We start from the raw sequence: 13,517 nt of genomic DNA on the forward strand, positions 1-13,517 counted from the left end.
TCCAATCCGCGACGTTACGCGTTTCCCCCGCTTGCCAGAATGGCTGCGCTGGGCTGGATTGAGCAAAGCCGAGCTCGAATGCCGAACAGACAGGCAGAAGGGGGGCGCGATGGAGCCGATTCCAGCCGGATCATCACCGGCTGACGACAAGGTCGAGCATTACGAGCTCGGCCTCTGCCTGTCGGGCGGCGGCTATCGCGCCATGCTGTTCCATGCCGGCGTGCTCTGCCGGCTGAACGAGGCCGGCCTGCTTCAGAAAATCGACATGGTCAGTTCGGTCTCGGGCGGCTCAATCGCCGCCGGGCTGCTTGCGGTTCTCTGGCCGCGCCTCAGCTTTGCCGACGGCGTTGCCACGAATTTCCGCGAGCTTTACGTCGAAAGAATCCTCGTTTTCTCGCAGGTCTTCCTTGACGCGCCGTCGATCCTCAAGGGCGTGTTCAACCCGTTTTCGAGCGCGGCGCGCGAAGTCGCCGCCTGCTACGAGCACCATCTGTTCGACGGCAAGGTGCCGACGCTGAAGAGCCTGACCCGGCGGCCGTGGTTCGTGTTCTGCTCGAGCAATCTCAGCACCGGCTCGCTGTGTCGCATGTCCAACCGTTACATTGCCGATTACCGGATCGGCATGGCCAAGCATGCGGACTTGCCGGTCGCGACCGCGGTCGCGGCGTCGTCCGCCTTCCCGCCGTTTCTGTCGCCGCTCAGGCTCGACCTCACGCAATTCGCGTGGGAGAACGACAAGCTCGACGCGAGCGTCGGCCCGCCCGTCCCGGCCGGCCGCGCCGTGCTCACCGATGGCGGCGTCTATGACAATCACGGCATCGAGCCGGCGCTGAAGCGCTGCCGCTCGCTGTTAGTCAGCGACGCCGGCGCGCCCTGGCGGGCGTCGAGCTCCGGTTATTGGAACTGGTTCTCGCAGTTGAAGCGCGTGCTCGACACCACCGACAACCAGGTGCGCTCGCTCAGGCGGCGCGACCTCATCGCCCGCTTCCAGGCGGCGAAGGATGCCGACGACCAGGGCCTGCCCAATGACGCGACCCGGCCCGATTATGCCGCCACCCGCGGCGTCTACTGGTCGATCGCCAGCAAGCCTGACGCCGCCGAGCCGAGCTTCGTGCAAAGCGCGGCAATCGCGCCTGCCGATATCGGCACGTCGCTTCATTTCCTGGGAAGCGAGGAGACGATCGATCTCGTCAATTGGGGCTATTGCGCCAGCGACCAGGCGCTGCGGAGCTGGTACCGGCCGGCGGTGCCGGCTGGAAAGGGCGTGCCACTGAAGGCGGGCGACGTGAAGCCCGGACGCTGTGCGGTGGTGTCAAAGGCGCTGATGAGCGGTTTCAACGTGTGAGCATGGCGTTCGGACTCCGCGTCCGCTTTCGCCAATCGCCATCGTGGCGCAATCCAAACCGGTTCGTGCCCTGCACCGCCGCGTGCTAACAGAGGCGCTTTCAACAAGGATGGACAGCGACATGGCAGGAGAAAAAGTAGCTCTGGTGACGGCGGGGGGCAGCGGCATGGGCGCGGCGGCGGCGAAGCGGCTGGCCGCCGATGGCTTCAAGGTCGGCGTGCTCTCCTCCTCCGGTAAGGGCGAGGCGCTGGGCAACGAACTCGGCGGTTTCGGCGTCACCGGCTCCAACCAGTCGAACGAGGATCTGAAGCGGCTGACCGACGGCGCGCTGGAACGCTGGGGCCGCATCGACGTGCTGGTCAACAGCGCCGGCCACGGGCCGCGCGCGCAGATCATCGAGATCAGCGACGAGGACTGGCACAAGGGCATCGACACCTATTTCCTTAACGTCGTGCGCCCGACCCGCCTGGTGACGCCGGTGATGCAGAAGCAGAAGGCGGGCGTCATCATCAACATCTCGACCGCCTGGGCGTTCGAGCCGAGCGTCGCCTTCCCGACCTCGGCGGTGGCGCGCGCCGGGCTCGCCGCCTTCACCAAGATCTTTGCCGACACCTATGCGGCCGATAACATCCGCATCAACAACGTGCTGCCGGGCTGGATCGACAGCCTGCCCGGCGTAGAGGAACGCCGCCAGAGCGTGCCGATGAAGCGCTACGGCACATCCGAGGAAGTGGCGGCAACGATCTCCTTCCTCGCTTCCGACGGCGCGGCCTATATCACCGGCGAGAACATCCGCGTCGATGGTGGATTGATGCGGGGGTACTGAGGCTCGTTTTCGACAGGCGGGTCGTTTCGCCGGCAATGCGTGGCCGGCGAACGCCCTCCGATGGCAGGAGGGAGCCGGCGCAAAGGTTTCGTATCCACTGCTCTCCCTGCCCATGCTCGGGAACGCAGCCCTGTCAGGTTGGCTCTCGACCGTTGCGATGGCGCTGTCGGCGCTCGGGCCTTGCGGCAGGCTGGTTTTTCCAGCCCGGTCGATAGCGGACTGACGCGGCTGCGGCTGACTGCTGGACAATGGCCGCCGCCTCCCGCACCCTTAAGACTGCAAGGGAGACACGAATGAGCGCTTCACTCAGGCTGGGCATTGTCGGCGGCGCCGGCTGGCTGGGCGGCGCGATCGCGGGTGCCGCGCTTTCGACCGGCGTGGTGCGGGCGGAGAACCTCGCCCTCTCCTATCGGAGCACGAAGCCGGATCGCTTTCCAGGCGTCTTTTGGAGCGACGACAACCAGGCGCTCGCCGACCGCTCGGACGTCATCATGCTTTCCGTGCGGCCGCAGGACTGGCCGTCGCTCGAGCTGGATGCCAAGGGCAAGCTGGTGATTTCGGTTATGGCGGGCATCCGGATGGCCGAGATCGGCGAGAAGCACGGCACCGGCCGCGTGGTGCGCACGCTGCCCAACGCGGCTGCCGAGGTCGGCAAATCCTACACGCCGTGGATCGCGAGCGGCGACGCCACCGAATTGGATCGCGCGACCGTGCGCGCGATCTTCGGAGCCTGCGGCGTTGAGGATGAGGTCGGCAGCGAGCGCGACATCGACTATCTCACCGGGCTGACGGGCTCTGGCCCCGCCTTCCCTGCCCTACTCGCCGAGGCGATGATGCGCGACGCCGTGGCCTTCGGCCTCAAGCCGGAGGTCGCGCGCCGCGCGGTCAACACCGTGCTCACCGGAACCGGCCGGCTGCTGGAGCTCAACGACGCTTCACCGGCCGATACGGTCGAGGCCTTTCTCGGCTATCGCGGCACGACAGCGGCCGCGATCGAGACGATGCGCGAAGCGGGCTTCGACCAGGCCGTTGCCAAGGGACTGGCGGCCGCGTTCCTGAAGTCGATCGCGATGGGCAAGGCGTGAGCCGACGACGCCGCCCTTTGAGCGCGGAATGCATCAGGCGAGCATCCGCCGGATCGGGCCCCGCCGCTCAGGTGAGTCGTGCCGCCTACGCGAACTCCTCGCGCCGCGATGCTTAATTTTTGATGAAAGAAATTAGTAATATTGTGTAAAACTGAGTGAGCTCTCGCGCACAGATTGTATTAGGGCGTTCTCACTCTCTTTTCTTGCGAATAATTGATCGCTGAACGGCAAATTTTCTCTGTACTATTACACAATTCCTTGGAACGATACCCGGAACTACAAGTTGACCCGCTAGCGATCGGTTGAATTCGCATCGCCGATTCAAGCAAGCCGTGTATTGCGAGGAGGGTTGTCCGATGAGCAGCTTCGTCAATGCCGTAGGCGTTCCTCTCCCCTATAGCGGCTCGTCCAACCATTGGTACTCGGCGGCGGGGTCCGGACCGGACTTGTGGGGCACCTCCGGAAACGACACCTTCTATGGAGCTTCCGGCGTCAATGTCACCATGCACGGCGGCTACGGCGATGACATCTATTATCTCTATGCCGCGGGCAACAAGGTGGCCGAGGGCTATGGGGCAGGCATCGACACCATCAGCACATGGATGAGCTACACGCTTCCCGACAATGTCGAGAACCTGATCGTCACCAATGCCAAGAACTACGCTTTTGGAAACGACCTGGACAACATCATCACCGCCAAGGCCGGCCACCAGACGCTGGACGGCGGCAAGGGCAATGATGTGCTGATCGATGGCGGCGGCGGTTACGACACTTTCATCATCGCGAAAGGCAACGGAAGCGACCTGATCGCCAATTTTGCCGCGACTGACAGCGTCCGTCTCGATGGCTATGGCTTCACTTCCTTCGACGCCATCCACTCGAACATGATCCAGGCGGGACCGAACGTCATCTTGAACCTCGGATCCGGCGAGATCCTCATGTTCAAGGACACGACCATCGACAAGCTGCAGCCCAGCCAATTCCAGCTGCCGATCGACAAGTCCGACATGGCGCTGTCTTTCAGTGACGACTTCAACGCGCTGAACCTCCACAACAGCCAAGGCGGCACGTGGGATACCAACTTCTGGTGGGGCGCGCCGAACGGCAGCACGCTCGCCACCAACAACGAGCTGCAATGGTATATCGACGCCAATTACGCGCCGACGAGCTCGGTCCACCCGTTCAGCGTGAACAACGGCGTGCTCACCATCACCGCGGCGCAAGCGCCGGCGGACATCAAGCCGCTGATCAACAATTACGAATACACGTCCGGCATCCTGACCACGCACGACAGCTTCTCGCAGACATACGGCTATTTCGAAATGCGCGCCGACCTGCCGGAGAACGCCGGCGCCTGGCCGGCCTTCTGGCTGCTGCCGGAAGACGGCTCGTGGCCGCCTGAACTGGACGTCGTCGAAAGATACGGCCAGACCCCGAACTCGCTTCTGATGACCGCGCATACGATGGAGACGGGGACGCACACCATGGTCGGGTCCACGGTGAATGTGATGGATACTGCCGGTTTCCACACCTATGGCCTGCTGTGGACGCCGGATAAGCTTGTCTGGACCTATGACGGCGTGCAGGTCGCGGAAGCGGCGACGCCCTCGGACATGGACAAGCCCATGTACATGCTGGTCAACCTTGCGATCGGCGGCCAGGCCGGCGCGCCGCCGGATCATCTTGCCACACCGGCCGAGATGAAGATCGACTACATCCGCGCCTATACGCTGGACGCTGTAGAGGCTAACCCCCTGGTCGTCACCGGCAGCACCGCCAGCACCGCCACCGCAACGCACAGCACTGCCACGCACAGCTTCGGCAGCAGCACGCTGCATCACGGTTCCGAGTTTGGGGGCCACGCTTAAGATTTTCAGGCGATCGGTTCGATGTCCCGGGATGATTTAGCGGCGGCCGATATGACTGCACCGTCGAGCCTGCGGGCGGTGTTCCTGCGCGCCATCACCGATGTCGGCGTTTTCTCGCTGCTGATCAACATCCTGCTTCTGGTGATCCCGCTTTATTTGCTGCAGGTCTATGACCGCGTGCTGCCCTCCTCCAGCGTCGAGACGCTGGTCTATCTGTCGGCGATTGCGGTTCTTGCGCTCGCTTTCCTCGGACTGCTGGACGCGATCCGCGCCGTCTACACGCAGCGCGTCGCGGCAGCCGTCGACAGGAAGCTCGGGGCAAGGACATTCGCCCTCTCGCTGGCGCCCAAATATGCCGGCGGCCTGTCGCCGCTGCGTGATCTCGCCTCGGTCTGCGCCTTCGTCCGGTCGCGCGGCGTGGCGGTGCTGTTCGACCTGCCCTTTGCGCCCGTTTTCCTCGCCTTGCTCTATCTGATCCATCCGGTGCTGTTCTGGGTGACAGTCGCCGGCGCGGTGCTTCTGCTTGTCCTTGTCGTCGCGAACCAGCTCGCCATTGGCCGGAACGATGCCATGTCCGCGGAACGCTCGGCGTTGGCGAGCCATGCGGAACAGGTCTTTGCCCGCAATGCCGAAACGCTGCGCGCCATGGGCATGGTCGAGAACGCCGCTCGGGTCTGGGGACGGCATGTCGGGGCAGCGCTCACGCTTTACGACCGTTCCTCGAGCGCCAATGCGATCTTCAGCGGCGCCTCGCGGGCGCTGCGCATGATGCTGCAGCTGGCCATCCTCGGCGCCGGCGCCTGGCTGGTGCTCGAGGGGCAGATGACGGCGGGCATGATCTTCGCTTCCTCGCTGGTGTCGTCGCGCGCGCTGCAGCCGCTCGACCAGCTGATCGGCGCCTGGCGGCAGATCGTCGAGGCAAAGCGGGCCTGGAAGCGGCTGGAGACGGCGCTTGCTGCGCACCCGGCCGAGAAGCGGAAACTGGCGCTCCCCGATCCCTTAGGCGCGATTTCGGTGCAGGACGTTTTCTTCATGGCACCGAACGCGCAGCCCGGCACCGAACCTATCCTCAAGCGGCTGAATTTCCAGATCGGCGCCGGCGAAGCGGTGGCGATCGTCGGGCCGAGCGGCGCCGGCAAATCGACGCTGGCGCGGCTGCTTGTCGGTGCCGCGCAGCCGACCGGGGGCGCAGTGAGGATCGACGGCGCCGACCTCAGGACCTGGGACGAAAAACAGCTGGGGCGACAGATCGGCTACCTGGCGCAGGAGGTGGAGCTCTTTCCCGGCACGATCGGCGACAATGTCGCCCGCTTCGACGCGCAGGCCGAGGACGCCGCGATCGTCGAGGCCGCCAGGCGCGCCCAGGCGCATGAGTTGATCCTGGCGCAGCGCGACGGCTACCAGACGATGATCGGCCCTTCCGACAGGACGCTCTCGGGCGGCGAGCGGCAGAGGATCGGGTTGGCGCGCGCCTTCTACGGCAACCCGCGGATTCTCGTGCTCGACGAGCCCAGTTCCCATCTCGACGGCAGCGGCGAGGCGGCGCTCGAAGCGCTGCTGGCCGCCGCGCGGGCGGCGGGCATCACGATCCTCGTGATCACGCATCGCCCGTCCATCGCCACCGCCTGCGACCGCGTGATGGTTCTGCGCGGTGGTGTGATCGAGGCCTTCGGCCCGAGCGTCGAGGTGCTGCGGCGGTCCACTGTCGATAGAGGCGCCGGCAACGCCCCGGCCGCCCAGCAGGGCACGGTGGTGACCGGATCATTCGCGCCCACGATCCGCACGCACGGCATCCGCTTCGGATCCTAGACGATGACGATCGAGAGCCTCACCTGGGATGGACAGCCGCGCACCGACTTCCGGCGCGTGGCCTTCATAGGGTATGCGGCAATCGCGATCTTCGCGGGCGGCTTCGGCTATTGGGCGGTGAGCGCGCCGCTGTCCGGCGCGGTGATCACGCAAGGTACGATCTCGGCGACGGGCGGCAACATCCTCATCCAGCAGCCCGAGGGCGGCATCATCCAGCAGCTGCTGGTTCGCGAGGGCGACCGCGTGCAGCAGGGCCAGGACCTCATCCTGCTCGACCGGACGGCGGCGCAAGCCGAGCTCAACCGACTGACCAGGCAGTCGATCGCGCTCAAGGCGAGCATGGCGCGGCTGGAGGCCGAGCGCGACGGGCTGGACAGGCTCGCGCCGATCACCGAGGCAGCGCCGGCGCCGTTCCAGCAGGATTTCCAAAACCTCATCCGCGAGCAGCAGAAGGAGTTCGACGCCAGGCTCGCCCGGTTCCGGTCGGAGCAATCGATCATGGCGCAGCGGGTCGCCATGCATCGCGAGTCGGTCGTGGGCTTGAACGCCCAGAAGCTCGCCATCCAGCAGCAGGCCGATGTCGTGAAGAAGGAGCTCGGCATCAAGACAGGCCTGCTCGACAAGGGCCTCACCAACCGCACCGAATATTCGCAGTTGCTGCGCTCGGAAGCCGATCTGGTCGGCCAGGCCGGCGCGCTGGAGGCCAATCTTGCCGGGGCCAACAGCCAGATCGTCGAGGCGCAGGTGCAGGTCGAGCGGCTGACCACGCAGCGCGTGGAGGAAGCGCTGACCAAGCTCGACGAGGTCCGCACCAACCTCGCCGACATCGAGGAGCAGATCAGGGCAGCCGAAGCGGTGCTTCAGCGCACGACGATCAAGGCGCCGTCGGCGGGCATCGTGGTGTCCTCCACCTATAATTCGAAAGGCAGCGTGATCGCGCCCGGCGAAAAGATCATGGAGATCCTGCCCACCGCATCGGGCCTCAACGTCGATGCCAAGCTGCGGCCGAAAGACGTCGATCAGGTGCGCGTCGGCCAGCCGGCGAAGCTCAGGCTGTCGGCGCTCAACACGCGGCTGACGCCAGAGGTATCGGCGACCGTGACGCAGATCTCGGCCGACCGGCTGATCGACCAGGCTACCCACGAACCCTATTTCCGCGCCAAGCTGAAGATCGCCGACGCGCTCCCGCCCGGCGTCAAGCCGGAGCAACTCTATCCGGGAACGCCGGTCGAAGCCTTCATCAACACCGGCGACCGGACCTTCTTCGAGTATCTGGCGCGGCCGATGGTGGATTCGTTCGCCCGCGCGTTTGCGGAGAGGTGAGCGGGCGCTCCGCCCGACGCGCCCGTCCGTCGGGGAGTTGCGTGCCTACGCCGGAACATAAGTCAACCTGATCGCTTCCTCCCCGATCAAATCACTGGCCACGAGCCGGAGCCGCGGCCGGGGGCCGGCGAAGAATGGCTTTCCGTGACCAAGCACGACGGGATGGATGTAGAGACCATACTCATCGATAAGCCCGAGGTCGGTCAGGCTTCGCGCCAGGTCCGGCCCGGAAACGGCGATCTCTCCAGCGAGCCGAGCCTTCAGGTCACGTATCACCTCCGCCAGGCCACCTTCGACAAGCGTGGCGTTGGGGCCAACCGACAGCAACGTGCTCGACACGACCCACTTCGGCTGGCTCCGCCACGCCGTCGCGAATTCGCGGAGCTCAGGGGTCCACTCAGAACAGTCTTCGTCCCAGTAGCGCATCACCTCGTACATGCGACGACCGTACACGCTGCCCGTCAGGCCGCGCACTTGCTCTATCCAGTGACGAAACAGCGCGGGATCGGGCGCAAATGCCTCGTGGTCGACATAGCCGTCCAGTGACTGATTCATTCCGAAGACGAGCTTCGCCATGCTAATATTCCATTCCAGCCTTCTTTTCAGGATACCGGTGAATCGCGCCGCTGCGTGATCTGTGACGGCCTTGTCGCGCTCCTGGCCAGCACGACGGTTTCAAACGGCGATCTGAAGCGCCCCGTAGCGTTTGACTTCGGCTTCGATCTCCCTGACCAAAGTCTCCAGCGCGGGATTTCGGGAGTTGCGCGCGCGCCTGATCACATAGGCCAGGTCCGGCGGTTTGGGGAAGTGTTTGTCGACGATCTCCATGCCGGGTTGCAGGTGCCGCTGGCTCAAGAGCGCGACGCCGAGCCCGGAGGTCACGCCGGCGATGATACCGGCTGCGCTGGAGCATTCGAACACGGTCTCGAACACCGTGCCCTCGTCCTGCCCAAGATCGAGACCCCAGCGCCGATAGAAGCAGTTCTCGTCGAAGGACAGGAACGGGATCGGCTTTTCCTTCGACAGGACCAGATCCGGCGACTTCACCCAGTGCAGCGTCTCGCGGTAGAGGACGATGTCGGCGGGGCGAACCTCGTGCTGGAACAGCTGGACGATCGCGGCGTCAAGGACCCCCTGGCTGAGCTGCTCCCGCAAGACGAGGCTCATGCGCACTTGCGTACGGACGCTCACCTCGGGATGAAGCCTACGGAACCGGCCAAGAATGCGTGAGAGATCCGTGCAGGTCGTATCCTCGGTCATTCCCAGCGCGATCTTGCCTTGCAGCGTGCTTTTCGAGAGGCTCAGTACCGCCTCGTCATGAATACCCAAGATGCGCCGCGCATAAGCCAGGAGATCGTGCCCGGCCGTGGTGAACAGAGGCGCGTTTGGCTTCCGGCTGAGGATTTCGCAGTCGAGGCTCGCTTCCAGCCGCCTCATCTTGTGGCTGACGGCCGATTGCGACAAGCCAAGAACTTCGGCCGCACGGGTGACACCGCCGTGTTTCTCGATCGCGACCAGCGCCCGCAGGGCATCGACATCCAGGCGACGGCTCATAATTCCGGCCATGACAATCCTCGCTCGCAATGAAAGCACCGCGCCAAACCTTTGGCACAGAGCGGGTTTTCGGGCAAATTCTTATGTCCTTATTCCTGGCTGTTTCATGAGCCTATCGAAATTTGTCATGTGCAAGGCAGCGAGTGTGCGGCCATAAGTCTGCGCCAGACAGCGCTGGTGATCCGCTTCAGGAACACGGCGCACCGTTCGAACAAGGCCGCCATGACGCTCCCTAAAAACAAGGCCCATTCGCTCGTATGGCCGACCGTGGCGGCAGCCCTGGTCCTAAGCTGGAGCTCCGGCTTCGTCGGCATCCGCTACGCCAGCGAGAACGCCGACGTCATGCTGGTCCTGTTCTGGCGGACTTTTTTGTCCGGACTGATCCTGCTGCCATTTGCTCTGCTGATCGGACAGCGCATCAGCGGGCGCGCCTTGGCGCAGCAAATGGCGTTCGGCGTGGCGACGATGTTCCTCTATCTGGGCGGGTTCGCCCTTGCCATCGGCCAGCGCGTTCCGACCGGCCTCGTCGCGCTGATCTCCGATCTTGTGCCTCTCGCCATCGCGGCGCTGTCGCAGCCCATTCTCGGCCACCGGCTGAGCGCAAGGCAATGGATCGGAACGGCCCTGGGCGCGAGCGGCGTCCTTATCGTCTCCCTGGACAGCCTCAGTCTCGGCAAAGCACCGGTCTGGGCCTATGTCCTCACCGTCGCTTCCATGCTGGTGTTCGCCCTGGCGACCGTGGTGCAGAAGCGGATCAGGACGATCGATATGCCCATCCATCAGAGCTTGTGCATTCAATGCCTGACGGCGGCGATCCTCTTTGCCGCCTGCGCGGAATGGAACGGCGGCCTGACACCGCCGCTCGACGGGCGTTTCCAGTTCGGCATGGCGTGGCTGGTGCTGTTCTCGACCTTCTTCTGCTACGGCGTCTACTATATGAGCCTGCGCCACTACACCGCCGCACAGGTCAGCAGCGTGGTCTATCTCAGCCCGCCGGTGACGATGCTCTGGGCGTGGCTGATCTTCGGCGAACCGCTATCGAGAGCGATGTTCCTCGGCCTGGCGGTGACCCTGTTCGGTGTCTGGCTGACCTCATCGAGGAGCGCTGCATCGAAGGACAAGGCGCGTCTGAGCTCATGCGAGCAGCCTGCCGGATAATCACGCGACACCAACAAGGAGTGCAATTCCATGAAGCTGACCGATTTCAAGGCCCTGACCTTCGACTGCTACGGCACGCTCATCGACTGGGAATCCGGCATGATCGAGGGCCTGAAGCCGCTGACAGAGCGCGCCGGCCGCCGTTTGAGCCGCGACGACATCCTCGAGGCGCATGCCCGGCACGAATCCAGCCAGCAGAACTGGACTCCGGCAAGACGCTACCGCGACCTTCTGCCGATCGTCTACAAGCGGCTTGCCGAGGAATGGGGCGTCGTCGCCACCGCGGAGGAATGCACGGCCTATGGCGAAAGCGTGAAGGATTGGCCGGCCTTTGCCGACTCGGCGGAAGCCTTGCGGTATCTCAAGCAGCACTACAAGCTGATCATCCTTTCCAACGTCGACAACAAGAGCTTTTCGTTCAGCAACAAGAAGCTCGGCGTCGACTTCGACGCGATATACACGGCAGAGGACATCGGCTCCTACAAGCCCTCCGCCCGCAACTTCGACTATATGCTCGAAAAGCTGGCGACGATCGGGGTGGAGAAAAGCCAAGTCCTGCACACGGCCGAAAGCATGTTCCATGATCACGCTCCCGCCAATCGCGTCGGCCTGGCATCGTGCTGGATCTATCGCCGTCATGCCGACCAGGGCTTCGGCGCCACGATGCACCCCGGCGATATGCCAAATGTGGATTTCCGCTTCGACAGCATGGCCGACCTCGTCAAGGCGCACAGGCAAGAATTGGGCGCCTGAGGCCGCAGCGCGTGGAGGAGGCACCGACCGGGCCGAGGCGGATGACGGAGATAGCCGGACGACGCCACGCCGCCTGCTTGCGTGGCATCCTCCCGCAACCCGATTCAATCCGCGAGCCTTGGAACCAAAAGACCTGCGAGACTGTTCAGCTATCGTTTGATACAACGCTGACGTGCCCTGCCGGTTGGGCAATCGGCGCTTTCGAGGAGTCTCACCATGTCCAGAATTCGTTCAGCCGCGATTGCGGTCATCGCCGCTGTCGGCGTGAGCTTTGCCAGCGCAGCTCACGCCGACAGCGGCACGATCCGCTTCTCCATCTATAAGGCGGCCTTCTTCATCGGCGGCGCCGGCGGCGAAGGCACGCTGACCTTCCGTGGTCGCAACTATCCCATCTCGATCGGCGGCATCTCGGGCGGCCTCGCCTTCGGGGCTTCCAAGACCTATTTCAAAGGCACGGTGCGCCACATTCGCCGCGCCCGCGACGTGGCGGGAGTGTACGGCGCGGCGGGCGGCGGCGGGGCGCTCGGCAGAGGCGCTCAGGTGATCGTCATGACCAACGACAAGGGCGCCGAACTCCAGCTCACAGGCCGGCAGGTAGGCCTGCAGATCAATGCCGATCTCAGCGGCATGACCATCGGGCTGAAATAAGGGGGCGGGCCAAGCGGGTCATTCCCTCCGCCAATTGGCGCCACCTGATCCAGCCGCACCGAGTGTCCGGTAGAATGCGAAGGGCCCGATGTCGGGCCCTTTTCCTTGCTTGCCTGGACTGTTTGCGTGGAGGCACGACGCCATCGCCAACAGTCGGAGGCTCTCTGGCTCAATCGCCGCCTGTAGACATCGCGCGCCCAATCACCCAATCTGACCCGCGGGAACAAGAAGCGCTTCAAAGAAAGCGCGGACCTTCGGGTGCGCATGAAAAATCGATGGACCTTGTATGATCCACGGCTGGCCTGGATGCTGATCGCGCCGGTGCTGCTGCTCTTGATCTTCTTCCTGGTGCTGCCGATCGCCGTGATGTCGGTCTACACCTTCTTCACCTTCGTCACCGCCGGCGTGGAAACCAGCGCGCTGACAACCGCGAACTGGCACGAATTCCTCACCGACAGCTACTATCACGGCTTCCTGTTGAAGACGCTGCGGGTCGGCGCCGTCACCGCGCTGCTCTGCGGCGTGCTCGGCTATTTTCCGGCCTATTTCATCTGGGCGACGAGCTTCAAGCACAAGTGGCTGCTGCTTCTCCTGCTCATCGTGCCGTTCTGGATCAGCTTCACCATCCGCACCTTTTCCTGGATCAACATTCTCGGCGAACAGGGCGTCATCAACGTGGCGCTCATAAAGTTGGGCATTGTCAGCGAGCCGCTGCCGATGCTCTACACCGAGGGCGCGGTGATCATGGGGCTGCTGCATTTCCTGCTGCCCTACATGATCCTCAACGTCTATGTCAGCCTGGAAAGCATCGACCGCACGCTGATTGCGGCAGCCCGCTCGATGGGCTGCACCAGCGCGCAAGCGTTTCGCGAGGTGACGCTGCCGCTTTCGTTGCCCGGCCTCGCGGCCGGCCTGCTGCTCTGCTTCGTGCTCGCCGCCGGCAGCTATGTGACGCCGCAGCTTCTGGGCTCGGGCCGCGACGCGCTGTTCGGCAATCTGATCTACGACACCATCATGAGCGAGCTGAACTGGCCGATGGGCGCCACGCTTTCGATCGTGCTGTTCGTCGTGCTCGGTTTCTTCGCCGCCATCTACACCCGCTACATGGGCATGTCGCAGATCGTCAAAGGCCTTGGAGGATGAGGGGA

Annotated in this window: 12 protein-coding genes; 10 read left to right on the forward strand and 2 right to left on the reverse strand. The window is 64.1% G+C overall.

The genetic code is table 11. From position 1 onward, the window contains the following. The first annotated feature begins 109 nt into the window (after positions 1-109). The 6 genes from CK215_RS20420 (at position 110) to CK215_RS20445 (ending at position 8,256) form a co-directional block, all read left to right on the forward strand. A complete protein-coding gene (locus CK215_RS20420; RefSeq protein ID WP_095831967.1) occupies positions 110-1,345 on the forward strand; it encodes a patatin-like phospholipase family protein in 1,236 nt (411 codons plus the stop codon). 121 nt (positions 1,346-1,466) lie between these two features. Beyond that, the gene (locus CK215_RS20425; RefSeq protein WP_067322013.1) at positions 1,467-2,171 is read left to right on the forward strand and encodes an SDR family oxidoreductase; all 705 of its coding nucleotides are present in this window, start codon (positions 1,467-1,469) and stop codon (positions 2,169-2,171) included. 293 nt (positions 2,172-2,464) lie between these two features. Next, positions 2,465-3,256, forward strand: coding sequence for a pyrroline-5-carboxylate reductase dimerization domain-containing protein (locus CK215_RS20430; protein WP_095831968.1), 792 nt, complete (start codon positions 2,465-2,467; stop codon positions 3,254-3,256). A gap of 356 nt (positions 3,257-3,612) precedes the next feature. Then, positions 3,613-5,124, forward strand: a complete 1,512-nt coding sequence (locus CK215_RS20435) for a family 16 glycosylhydrolase (RefSeq protein ID WP_095831969.1) — start codon at positions 3,613-3,615, stop codon at positions 5,122-5,124. 51 nt (positions 5,125-5,175) lie between these two features. Further along, positions 5,176-6,933 (forward strand): type I secretion system permease/ATPase, encoded by a 1,758-nt coding sequence (locus tag CK215_RS20440; RefSeq protein WP_095831970.1) that lies wholly within the window; start codon positions 5,176-5,178, stop codon positions 6,931-6,933. Between the two features lie 3 nt (positions 6,934-6,936). Next, entirely contained in the window at positions 6,937-8,256 is a 1,320-nt protein-coding gene (locus tag CK215_RS20445) for an HlyD family type I secretion periplasmic adaptor subunit (RefSeq protein WP_095831971.1), read from the forward strand. A gap of 45 nt (positions 8,257-8,301) precedes the next feature. On the opposite strand, the gene CK215_RS20450 is transcribed toward CK215_RS20445, so the two are convergent. Both CK215_RS20450 and CK215_RS20455 read right to left on the reverse strand, forming a co-directional pair. After that, positions 8,302-8,832, reverse strand: a complete 531-nt coding sequence (locus CK215_RS20450) for a dihydrofolate reductase family protein (protein WP_095831972.1) — start codon at positions 8,830-8,832, stop codon at positions 8,302-8,304. A gap of 99 nt (positions 8,833-8,931) precedes the next feature. Then, a complete protein-coding gene (locus CK215_RS20455) occupies positions 8,932-9,822 on the reverse strand; it encodes a LysR family transcriptional regulator (RefSeq protein WP_095831973.1) in 891 nt (296 codons plus the stop codon). A gap of 210 nt (positions 9,823-10,032) precedes the next feature. Here CK215_RS20455 and CK215_RS20460 point away from each other — a divergent pair, with 210 nt between their 5' ends. The 4 genes from CK215_RS20460 to CK215_RS20475 all read left to right on the forward strand — a co-directional run bounded on the left by CK215_RS20460 (position 10,033) and on the right by CK215_RS20475 (position 13,512). Next, on the forward strand, positions 10,033-10,968 hold the full coding sequence (locus CK215_RS20460) for a DMT family transporter (protein WP_095832038.1): 936 nt from the start codon (positions 10,033-10,035) through the stop codon (positions 10,966-10,968). Between the two features lie 30 nt (positions 10,969-10,998). Next, positions 10,999-11,721: a haloacid dehalogenase type II gene (locus CK215_RS20465; protein WP_095778896.1), complete on the forward strand. Its 723-nt coding sequence runs from the start codon at positions 10,999-11,001 to the stop codon at positions 11,719-11,721. Between the two features lie 216 nt (positions 11,722-11,937). Next, positions 11,938-12,369: a hypothetical protein gene (locus CK215_RS20470; protein ID WP_066993122.1), complete on the forward strand. Its 432-nt coding sequence runs from the start codon at positions 11,938-11,940 to the stop codon at positions 12,367-12,369. A 264-nt stretch (positions 12,370-12,633) separates the two neighbouring features. Then, positions 12,634-13,512 (forward strand): ABC transporter permease, encoded by an 879-nt coding sequence (locus CK215_RS20475; RefSeq protein ID WP_095783469.1) that lies wholly within the window; start codon positions 12,634-12,636, stop codon positions 13,510-13,512. Positions 13,513-13,517 lie beyond the last annotated feature (5 nt).

This window comes from Mesorhizobium sp. WSM3864 (assembly GCF_002294955.1).
Classification (GTDB): Bacteria; Pseudomonadota; Alphaproteobacteria; order Rhizobiales; family Rhizobiaceae; genus Mesorhizobium.

What these genes read in the sequence shown, in the direction of transcription:
- CK215_RS20420 (WP_095831967.1), top strand. Translation starts at nt 110, where the DNA reads ATGGAGCCGATTCCAGCCGGATCATCACCGGCTGACGACAAGGTCGAG.
- CK215_RS20425 (WP_067322013.1), top strand. Translation starts at nt 1,467, where the DNA reads ATGGCAGGAGAAAAAGTAGCTCTGGTGACGGCGGGGGGCAGCGGCATG.
- CK215_RS20460 (WP_095832038.1), top strand. Translation starts at nt 10,033, where the DNA reads ATGACGCTCCCTAAAAACAAGGCCCATTCGCTCGTATGGCCGACCGTG.
- CK215_RS20465 (WP_095778896.1), top strand. Translation starts at nt 10,999, where the DNA reads ATGAAGCTGACCGATTTCAAGGCCCTGACCTTCGACTGCTACGGCACG.
- CK215_RS20450 (WP_095831972.1), bottom strand. Translation starts at nt 8,832, where the DNA reads ATGGCGAAGCTCGTCTTCGGAATGAATCAGTCACTGGACGGCTATGTC.
- CK215_RS20430 (WP_095831968.1), top strand. Translation starts at nt 2,465, where the DNA reads ATGAGCGCTTCACTCAGGCTGGGCATTGTCGGCGGCGCCGGCTGGCTG.
- CK215_RS20440 (WP_095831970.1), top strand. Translation starts at nt 5,176, where the DNA reads ATGACTGCACCGTCGAGCCTGCGGGCGGTGTTCCTGCGCGCCATCACC.
- CK215_RS20445 (WP_095831971.1), top strand. Translation starts at nt 6,937, where the DNA reads ATGACGATCGAGAGCCTCACCTGGGATGGACAGCCGCGCACCGACTTC.
- CK215_RS20455 (WP_095831973.1), bottom strand. Translation starts at nt 9,822, where the DNA reads ATGGCCGGAATTATGAGCCGTCGCCTGGATGTCGATGCCCTGCGGGCG.
- CK215_RS20470 (WP_066993122.1), top strand. Translation starts at nt 11,938, where the DNA reads ATGTCCAGAATTCGTTCAGCCGCGATTGCGGTCATCGCCGCTGTCGGC.
- CK215_RS20475 (WP_095783469.1), top strand. Translation starts at nt 12,634, where the DNA reads ATGAAAAATCGATGGACCTTGTATGATCCACGGCTGGCCTGGATGCTG.
- CK215_RS20435 (WP_095831969.1), top strand. Translation starts at nt 3,613, where the DNA reads ATGAGCAGCTTCGTCAATGCCGTAGGCGTTCCTCTCCCCTATAGCGGC.